Source organism: bacterium (assembly GCA_018814885.1).
Taxonomy (GTDB): Bacteria; Krumholzibacteriota; Krumholzibacteriia; order LZORAL124-64-63; family LZORAL124-64-63; genus JAHIYU01.
This window is the reverse complement of record JAHIYU010000012.1, coordinates 1-6974: the sequence shown is the minus strand read 5'-3', so window position 1 is coordinate 6974 and position 6974 is coordinate 1. Positions and strand designations below refer to the sequence as shown.

Genomic DNA, 6974 nt, shown 5'->3' with positions numbered 1-6974 from the left:
TGTCCGCCGGGCAGGCGACCGGCCAGCTTGCCGAAGGCGACCAGCGAGCCGGTCAGGGTCACCGCGCCGATCAGGCCGGACAGGCCGGTGGCGACGGTCATCTGCAGAGCCGGCGCCCGCCCCTGCGACAGGGCGATCATGAAGGCCGCCCCGGCGACCAGGGCGGACGCGCCGCCGCCGAAACCGTTGAACAGCGCCACCATCTCGGGCATCTGCGTCATCTGCACGCGCGTGGCCGCCACGGCGCCGATCAGGGCGCCGACCACGAAGCCGAGCAGGATGTAATGGTAACCCAGGCCGTTGGCCAGCAGGGTCACGACGACCGCCAGCAGCATGCCCACCGCGCTGGTCAGGTTGCCGCGCACCGCCGTGCGCGGGTGGGTGAGCCCCTTCAGGCCAGAGATGAAGAGGATCGAGGCGAGCACGTAGACGAGGTTCACCCAACCAGCATCGATCTTGAATTCGTTCACACCCTCACCTACTTCCTCTTGAACATGTCTAGCATGCGGTGGGTCACCATGTAGCCGCCGATGACGTTGATGGTGGCGAAGGCGACGGCGCACACGGCCAGGACCGTGGCGAACTTCGGGTTGTCGGCGCGCGACGAGATCACCGCGCCGATGAGCGTGATGCCGGAAATGGCGTTCGAGCCGGACATCAGCGGCGTGTGCAGGGTGGGCGGCACCTTGGTGATGATCTCGAAACCGACGAATACCGCCAGCACGAACACGGTGATCGCAGCGACTAACGCGTCCATCAGGCCTCTCCTCCCTCCGTACCGGCGACCTCGAGGCCGAGCAGACCGCGGATGCGCGGATGCACGACCTCGCCGTTCCTCGTCAACAGGGTTTCGGCGACCACTTCGTCCTCCAGGTCGAAGGTCAGGGCGCCTTCGTCGATCATGGACAGCAGGTAGGTCTCCACGTTCTTGGCGAACATCTGGCTGGCGTGGCGCGGCTTGCGCGAGACCAGATCGGTGGGCCCGAGGATGGTCACGCCGTGGGCCACGACCGTCTCGTCGGCCCGGGTCAGGGCGCAGTTGCCGCCGCGCTCGGCGGCCAGGTCCATGATCACCGAGCCCGGCGCCATGGCCGCGACCATCTCCTCCGTCACCAGCACCGGCGACGGCTTGCCGGGTATGGCGGCCGTGGTGATCACCACGTCGTTGCGGGCGACCACTTTCTTCATCTGCTCCTGCTGGCGCCGGATGAAGTCCTCGCTCTGCTCCCTGGCGTAACCACCCTTGTCCTCGGCCCCCTCGGTCTCCAGGTCGAACTCGACGAACTTGGCGCCGACGCTGAGCACCTGGTCCTTGACGGCGGGCCGCACGTCGTAGGCCTCGACGACCGCGCCGAGACGCTTGGCCGTGGCGATGGCCTGCAGACCCGCCACGCCCACGCCGACCACGAAGACCTTGGCCGGCGCCAGGGTGCCGGCGGCGGTCATCAGCATGGGGAAGAGCTGGGGCAGGGTCTCCGCGGCCACGAGCACCGCCTGGTAGCCGGCGACGGTCGCCATGGAGGAGAGGACGTCCATGCTCTGGGCGCGCGTGATACGGGGCACGAGTTCCAGCGAGAAGGCCGTCACGCCGCGCGCGGCCAGCTCCTTGACCATCTCCGGCGCGCCGAGAGGATCGTGCATGGCGATCACGACCTGCCCCGGCCTGTACATGGCCAGGTCCGCCGCGGCCGCCCCGGTGCCGGCGCCCGGGCCGCGCACCTGCAGCACGATGTCCGCCCTGGCGAACACGTCCTCGCGGGAGACCAGCGCGGCCCCCCGTGCCACGAACGCCGGGTCGGGATACCCGGCCGCCTCGCCGGCGCCCGCCTCGACCAGGACCTCGAGCCCGGCCTTGACCAGCACCTGGACCGCAGAGGGCACGAGCGACACCCGCCTCTCTCCGGCGGACATTTCCCTGGGAACTCCAACGATCATGTGCGACTCCCCTCATCGATCGATCGGCCTACGTATTGATCCTGCGTTGCTGATTTGTCCCGTCACGCTCTCTATACTACATTGCCGTCCGGTACGTCATAATCGAGACCATTCTAATCTGAAAGAGCCGACATGACAACTCGGGACAAAGGCACGACCATCGGCCTGGTAACCACCTGCCTCCTGCTGGCCGCCCCCCTGGCGCAGGCGGGCGGCAAGCCGCTGCCCCGCCACTACCTGCCCGACCCCCGCGAGACGCATTTCTCGGTGCTGCACATGCTCACCGACGGGGGCGAGAACGCCGAGGCCTACTTCAGCTACGACGCGCAGCGGCTTGTCTTCCAGACCACGCGTCCGCCCTTCGCGTGCGACCAGATCATGGTCATGCCCACGGGCGGCGGCAACCCCGAACTGCTGTCGACCGGCGAGGGCCGGACCACCTGCGCCTACTTCACCGGCGACGACCGGTACGTGATCTACGCCACGACCCACCTCGCCGGACCGGCATGCCCCCAACCGCCGGACATGAGCCAGGGTTACGTGTGGGGGATCTTCGCCGACTACGACATCGTCAGGCTGGACCTCGAGACCGGAGCACTGGTCCGCCTGACCGACACCTCCGGCTACGACGCCGAGGCCACGGTCTCCCCCGACGGCGAAACCATCGTCTTCACCTCCGCCCGCGACGGCGACCTGGACATCTACACCATGGACCTCGACGGCGGCGACATCCGGCGCCTGACACGCACGCCGGGATACGACGGCGGCCCCTTCTTCTCCCCCGACGGGACGCGGATCGTCTATCGCAGCCACCATCCCGCCCCAGGTCCCGAGCTGGACGACTTCCGGCGCCTGCTGGCCGACCAGAAGGTGCGCCCGTCGGTCATGGAGATCTGGATCATGGACGCCGACGGCGCCGGCCAGCAACAGATCACAAGTCTCGGTTGCGCCTCGTTCGGGCCGTTCTTCCATCCCTCGGGCGAGAAGATCATCTTCGCCAGCAACCACCCCGCGCCGCGGGGACGCGAATTCGAGCTGTGGATGGTCGACCTGGACGGCACGAACCTGGAGCGCATCACCTACAGCGAGGGCTTCGACGGCTTCCCCCTGTGGGCGCCCGACGGCGAGACCTTCGTCTTCGGCAGCAACCGGCACAACTCCGGGCCGCACGACACCAACATCTTCGTCACCCGCTGGGTGGAGTGAGGCGCCCTGCCCGGCGGGATCGCCGCGCGTGGCCGGCCGGCTTGCGCGATACCTGTTTACCCGGGTTGTGAAATCGGATATCATCACATCATCGTCCGTCTTACCTTCAACCTCGCGAAAGGAGAGGTCATGCGCTGGTCATTGCCGCTTCTGGCACTTCTTGTGGTCACTGCCCTCTCGTGCGCTCCCCTCGAAGGCGACAAGGCAGGCCTGGTCGATTTCACGGACGTACCCGCAGACTGGGGACACCTCGTCGCCGTGACCGAGTACAAGGAGACCGGCTACTACGAACTCTGGTTCAGCAACCCGGAGACCGGGTCGATGACACACGTGCCGCTGTACCGGACCACCTGGCAGATCAAACTGGACCGCGTGCGTACCTTCCCGCGCGGCGAAGCGATGTCCGCCCTGACGAGCGATGTGGGAGGTGGGTCATGAGGATCGAGACCTGGATGAGCGTCTTCAGCCGCATGATGTTCATCGTGGCGATGCTGTTCTTCTTCCTGGCCGTGTTCGAAAAGATCGCCAACCTGAACGGTCAGACGTTGAGCTTCATCAACTATGAACCCGGCCGGTTGCTGGAATTCTCGGCCATCATGCTGCTGTTCGTGATCACGGTGACGCTGCGGCGGATCAGGAAAGAAACGGGCAAACGCCGCGACTGAAGCCGAAGCGGGCGGCCAACCGGCTGATTCAATCCCAGATGCCCAGTTCCGCCTTGACGTCCTCGGTGGCGTCCGCGCGCGGATCCCAGGGCGGGCTCCACACCAGATCCACAAAACACGACCTCACGCCGTCGACGCCCAGGGCGGCGTTGCGCGTGGCGGCGACGATCTCCGGCCCCAGCGGACACATGGGGCTGGTCAGGGTCAGGTCGATCTGGACGCTGCCGTCGTCCGGCTCGATCTCCACGCCGCGAATCAGTCCCAGATCCACGACGGAGATGTTCAGCTCGGGATCGATGACCGGCCGCAGGGCCTCGATGATGGTGTTTCGGCTCGGGGTCGCCACTTCATACCTCCGTGGTCGAGACGCCGACCGCACGCCCCTGCCCGCGCGCACGGACCGCCTCCAGGGCGGTCAGCCACGGCAACAGGGCGCATTTGACGCGCGCGGGGAACCTGCGCACGCCGGTCAGCACCTCGAGATCGCCAGTGTCCAGCGCGTCGGGTAGTTCCGGGATGTCGCCGCGCATGTGCCCGCGAAAGGTCTCGGCCAGCCTCACAACCTCCGCGAGGGTCCGCCCGACCGCCAGCTCGGCCAGGATCGAGCCGCTGGCCGTGGCGATGGCGCAGCCCCGCGAGAGGACCGCCACGCTCGAGATCCGCTCGCCGTCGAAACCGAGCTGAAGGGTGACCTCGTCGCCGCACGACGGGTTCTTGCCCGAGGCCTCGACGTCGTGCGCGGCCAGTTTCTCCGCGCCGCGCGGGCTGCGATGGTGGTCCAGGATCACTTCCCGGTAGAGATCGTCCATGCCGGCGTTCATGCGAACACCTCCCTGGCGTACGCGATGGCCTCGACCATGGCGTCGATGTCGTCGTGCGAATTGTAGATGCCGAACGAAGCGCGGGCCGTGGCCGTCACGCCGAGTCTACCGTGCAGAGGCTGGGCGCAATGGTGCCCCGCCCTGATGGCGACGCCCCGCGCATCGAGCAGCTGGGCCAGATCGTGGGCGTGCACCCGCTCGTCGTGGAAGGAGACCAGGCCGCCGCGGCGGGTGGGATCGTCGGGCCCGTAGACGGTCAGACCGTCGAATCCCTTCAAGGCCTCCAGGGCGTATCCGGTCAACTGGATCTCGTGGGTGCGGATGCGCTCGAGACCGGCTTCCCCCAGCAGGTCCAGCGCCGCCGGGAAGGCCGCCGCCGCCGCCACGTTCGGTGTGCCCGCCTCGAAGCGGTGCGGCACCTCGGCCCAGGTGGCCTCGTCCAGGCTGACCGTATCGATCATCTCGCCCCCGAACTGCACGGGTTCCAGCCTCGCCAGGGCGTCCGGGGTACCCACCAGGAAGCCGAGTCCCATGGGTCCGTAGGCCTTGTGCGCCGAAAAGGCCAGCAGATCGACCCCCGACGCCGCGAAGTCCAGCGGCAGGTGGCCGACCGCCTGGGCGGCGTCGGCGATGACGATGGCGCCCCTGCGGTGGGCCGCCGCCGCGATCTCGGCCACTGGGTTGATCGTGCCGAGCACGTTGGAAGTGTAGGCCAGCGACACGATCCGGGTGCGGTCGCTCAGCATCTCGGGCAGTGCCCCCAGATCCAGCCCGCCGTCCGCGGTCAACGGCAGGTGGCGCAGGAGCAACCCCTCGCGGCGGGCGAGCGCGATCCAGGGCACCAGGTTCGCGTGGTGCTCCATCTCGGTCAACAGGATCTCGTCGCCCGGGTTCAGGTGGTGGCTCAGGCCGAAGGCGGCGAGGTTGAGAGACGCGGTGGTCCCCCCGGTGATCACGACCTGTTCGGGCCTGGACACGCCCAGCAGCAGGGCCACGCGCCGGCGACAGGACTCGTAGAGCTCGGTGGCCTCGGTGGCCAGTGCATGCATGCCCCGGTGCACGTTGGCGTTGTGGCGGCGGTAGTAGCGGGCTTCGGCGGCGATGACGGATTCCGGTTTCTGGGTCGTCGCCGCGTTGTCCAGGTAGACCAGTTTATGGCCGTTGATCGATCGTCTCAAAACGGGAAAGCGATCGGTGAAGATGCCGCCGCAGCGGACACAATCACCCTGCTGTCCCTGGCAGGGATCGGCCCCGGCGAGACCCGGCAGGCAGGCGTGGCGTTCGACGTTCATGCCGCTCTCCCCCGCAACCCCTCCAGGCGCGAATCGACCAGGCCGGCGACGGCCTCCCGCGTACCGTCGGGCAGGCGGTCGATTGCCTTCGCCAGGAATCCCTGGACCACCAGCCGTACGGCCTCGCCGGGCGCGAGGCCGCGCGACTGCAGGTAGAACACCTGGGCGGGGTCGACCGGCGCGACGGTGGCGCCATGGCTGCACGAGACATCCTCGTTGAGGATCTCCAGCTCCGGGATCGAATCGGCCCGCCCCGCGCTGGAGAGCAGGAGGTTGCGGTTTTCCTGGTAGGCCTCGCTCGCCCGCGCCTTTTCTTCGATGCGGATCAGGCCGGTATAGCTGCTGCGGGAACTCCCGTCGGCGACGGCCTTGAAGTCGATGTTGCTCCAGGTGTTGCATGCGAGATGGCGGTGCCGGGTGTGATGGTCGAAGCGCTGGTTCCCGGTGCCGAACGCGATGCCCATCATCTCGCTGCGCGCTCCCTCGCCGGCGAGATCGGTCAAGAGCTCGACCTTGGCTCGGTCCCCGCCCAGAGAGGCGAAGGTCGTCAGCAGATCGGCTTCGCGCCCGACGCGGGCCCGGGCCGTCAGGTGCCCGTTGACGCCGTCCTCCCAGCGCTGCACCAGGACGTGGTGCAGGCGCGCGGCTGCGGCGGCGACGAGTTCCGTGCGGCCGACCACACGCGTTCCCAGCCGACCGCCCGTATGTTCCTCGACGAGCGTGACCTCGGCGCCTTCCCCGACCTCCACGACGATCCGCGGCAGGACGGCGCCGGCGCCGGCCTGCACCCGGACGTGGATCGGCGCCCCGAGAACCGCGCCGCGCGGCGCGATAATCCTCACGCCGCAATTCCACAGGGCTTCGTTGAGACCACGGAACAGTTCGAACGCCGCCCCTTCCTCGTCGCCGGCATGAGCGGCCAGGTCGTCGGACGAGACGATGGGCGTCACGGCCAGCCCCGCCGCCGCAGCTTCGGGCGACACGTTCACCACGGGCGCGGTACCGGCCCGCAGCACGATCCTGGCGGCGGCGGCCGCGCCGGCGGCGACGGCGAC

At 68.3% G+C, this 6974-nt stretch carries 10 protein-coding genes; 3 read left to right on the top strand and 7 right to left on the bottom strand.

Annotated features, from left to right (window positions below; translation table 11 throughout):
• The 3 genes from KJ554_00720 to KJ554_00710 all read right to left on the bottom strand — a co-directional run.
• Positions 1–470: NAD(P)(+) transhydrogenase (Re/Si-specific) subunit beta (locus KJ554_00720; protein MBU0740853.1), on the bottom strand; the 470-nt coding region annotated here is incomplete at its 3' end.
• A gap of 8 nt (positions 471–478) precedes the next feature.
• Entirely contained in the window at positions 479–757 is a 279-nt protein-coding gene (locus KJ554_00715; protein MBU0740852.1) for an NAD(P) transhydrogenase subunit alpha, read from the bottom strand.
• Positions 757–1935 carry a Re/Si-specific NAD(P)(+) transhydrogenase subunit alpha gene (locus KJ554_00710; GenBank protein ID MBU0740851.1) on the bottom strand — a complete coding sequence of 393 codons (1179 nt, stop codon included), beginning with the start codon at positions 1933–1935 and terminating at the stop codon, positions 757–759. The genes KJ554_00715 and KJ554_00710 overlap by 1 nt, the downstream gene beginning before the upstream one ends.
• A gap of 132 nt (positions 1936–2067) precedes the next feature.
• Between KJ554_00710 and KJ554_00705 the strand changes: the two genes are divergently transcribed.
• From KJ554_00705 to KJ554_00695, 3 genes are all read left to right on the top strand, one after another.
• Complete coding sequence (locus tag KJ554_00705) at positions 2068–3141, top strand: hypothetical protein (protein ID MBU0740850.1); 1074 nt, start codon at positions 2068–2070, stop codon at positions 3139–3141.
• Between the two features lie 129 nt (positions 3142–3270).
• Positions 3271–3579: a hypothetical protein gene (locus tag KJ554_00700; GenBank protein ID MBU0740849.1), complete on the top strand. Its 309-nt coding sequence runs from the start codon at positions 3271–3273 to the stop codon at positions 3577–3579.
• Complete coding sequence (locus KJ554_00695) at positions 3576–3806, top strand: hypothetical protein (GenBank protein MBU0740848.1); 231 nt, start codon at positions 3576–3578, stop codon at positions 3804–3806. The genes KJ554_00700 and KJ554_00695 overlap by 4 nt, the downstream gene beginning before the upstream one ends.
• Before the next feature lie 28 nt (positions 3807–3834).
• On the opposite strand, the gene KJ554_00690 is transcribed toward KJ554_00695, so the two are convergent.
• The 4 genes from KJ554_00690 to sufD form a co-directional block, all read right to left on the bottom strand.
• Positions 3835–4152, bottom strand: a complete 318-nt coding sequence (locus KJ554_00690) for a metal-sulfur cluster assembly factor (GenBank protein ID MBU0740847.1) — start codon at positions 4150–4152, stop codon at positions 3835–3837.
• 1 nt (position 4153) lies between these two features.
• The gene (locus KJ554_00685; GenBank protein MBU0740846.1) at positions 4154–4615 is read right to left on the bottom strand and encodes an SUF system NifU family Fe-S cluster assembly protein; all 462 of its coding nucleotides are present in this window, start codon (positions 4613–4615) and stop codon (positions 4154–4156) included.
• An 8-nt stretch (positions 4616–4623) separates the two neighbouring features.
• Complete coding sequence (locus KJ554_00680; GenBank protein ID MBU0740845.1) at positions 4624–5919, bottom strand: SufS family cysteine desulfurase; 1296 nt, start codon at positions 5917–5919, stop codon at positions 4624–4626.
• Positions 5916–6974: Fe-S cluster assembly protein SufD (gene sufD, locus KJ554_00675; protein MBU0740844.1), on the bottom strand; the 1059-nt coding region annotated here is incomplete at its 5' end. The genes KJ554_00680 and sufD, both read right to left, overlap by 4 nt.

Coding starts and splice junctions, on each gene's coding strand:
- KJ554_00715 (MBU0740852.1), bottom strand. CDS start 757: ATGGACGCGTTAGTCGCTGCGATCACCGTGTTCGTGCTGGCGGTATTC.
- KJ554_00710 (MBU0740851.1), bottom strand. CDS start 1,935: ATGATCGTTGGAGTTCCCAGGGAAATGTCCGCCGGAGAGAGGCGGGTG.
- KJ554_00705 (MBU0740850.1), top strand. CDS start 2,068: ATGACAACTCGGGACAAAGGCACGACCATCGGCCTGGTAACCACCTGC.
- KJ554_00700 (MBU0740849.1), top strand. CDS start 3,271: ATGCGCTGGTCATTGCCGCTTCTGGCACTTCTTGTGGTCACTGCCCTC.
- KJ554_00695 (MBU0740848.1), top strand. CDS start 3,576: ATGAGGATCGAGACCTGGATGAGCGTCTTCAGCCGCATGATGTTCATC.
- KJ554_00685 (MBU0740846.1), bottom strand. CDS start 4,615: ATGGACGATCTCTACCGGGAAGTGATCCTGGACCACCATCGCAGCCCG.
- KJ554_00680 (MBU0740845.1), bottom strand. CDS start 5,919: ATGAACGTCGAACGCCACGCCTGCCTGCCGGGTCTCGCCGGGGCCGAT.